Source organism: Azoarcus taiwanensis (assembly GCF_012910885.1).
GTDB classification, from domain to species: Bacteria; Pseudomonadota; Gammaproteobacteria; order Burkholderiales; family Rhodocyclaceae; genus Azoarcus_F; species Azoarcus_F taiwanensis.
In genome coordinates this window covers 1-796 of the sequence record NZ_WTVM01000280.1, presented here as the reverse complement: position 1 = coordinate 796, position 796 = coordinate 1, and the positions used below count along the sequence as shown (strand labels likewise).

The window sequence follows — 796 nt, the reverse complement described above, 5'->3', positions numbered from 1 at the left end:
TGGAATTAGCGAAGGAAACATGCACCAGCAGTAGGTGAAGCATCAACCAGATAATCCGATGAGATGCCGGTCTGTCTCACTCTCATGCAAAGGTAAGATCAACCATTTAATCCGCTTACCCAAAAAATCGACGTCGATCATCATCAGCGCGAGCGGCGTCCCACCACGCACTGCCTGCGCGAGCTGGAACGCAGCCGCTTCATCGAGCGCACGCCGATTGGACAAACCGGTGAGAGCATCCAGACGCACTTGTGCCTCAAGCCGACGCCGATATCCAGCCAGTTCTGCTTCCACCGCCTTGCGATCGGTGATGTCCTGGGCGATGCCGATCACCCTGGGGTCACCCGGACGCTCTTGATCGAAGGCACGGCACCCGATCTCGCCCCAGCGCAATGCGGTCCGATCATCGACGGGCAGGATGCGACACTGGACACGCGTGGCATCCTCTCCCGACCGGACACGCGCCAGAACGGTCTTGAGCTCGCCTCTGTCCTCCGCGTCGATCAGAGACAGCCATTGCGCCATCGTGATCTCGTCGTCACGCACACCAAAGATGTCCTGGCACAAGCTCGACATGTGAACCGTCCCGATCACCGGATCGATTGCAAAATGCCCGATGCCCGCCGCCTGCTGCGCGCTCTCCAGCCACAAGAGGTTGCTCTGCAGGTCGAGCTTGAGTGCACGTTCGCGTCGCCACCCGCGCCTCAGCGCAATGACGAAGAGCAGGCCAACGGCCAGCAGCGCAACGCTCACCGGGAGCGCCAACGCCAGCAACTCGCGGCGCCTCACGTCGGCA

At 61.2% G+C, this 796-nt stretch carries 1 protein-coding gene; it reads right to left on the bottom strand.

The genetic code is table 11. The features are described from left to right. Window positions 1-42: 42 nt before the first annotated feature. Window positions 43-796: sensor domain-containing diguanylate cyclase (locus tag GPA21_RS20310; protein WP_168989866.1), on the bottom strand; the 754-nt coding region annotated here is incomplete at its 5' end.